At 44.7% G+C, this 253-nt stretch carries 1 pseudogene; it reads right to left on the bottom strand.

What is annotated here, in order from left to right:
- Positions 1-253 (bottom strand): annotated as a pseudogene (locus E8Q33_RS15325) (winged helix-turn-helix domain-containing protein); the annotation flags it as partial.

Below are 253 nucleotides of genomic sequence, written 5' to 3'. Positions count from 1 at the left end.
TCGTGATTACTTGGCTCAAGTGCTTTACGTAAACGACGAATATGCACATCCACTGTGCGCTCCTCTATATATACGGTGTCGCCCCAGACAAAATCCAACAATTGCGAACGGTTATAAGCCCGCTCAGTTTTTCATAAAGAAATGCAATAGACGGAATTCGGTCGGGCCCAATTCAATTCTTTCGCCATTGACCAATACCCGGTGACTCTTTGTATCCATCACTAATTCACCCATCTGCAATTTCTGGGCATCA

The sequence above is a fragment of the Methylophaga sp. SB9B genome (genome assembly GCF_004832235.1).
GTDB classification, from domain to species: domain Bacteria; phylum Pseudomonadota; class Gammaproteobacteria; order Nitrosococcales; family Methylophagaceae; genus Methylophaga; species Methylophaga muralis.
The sequence above is the reverse complement of the archived record's forward strand: the minus strand, read 5'-3'. Positions and strand labels throughout refer to the sequence as shown.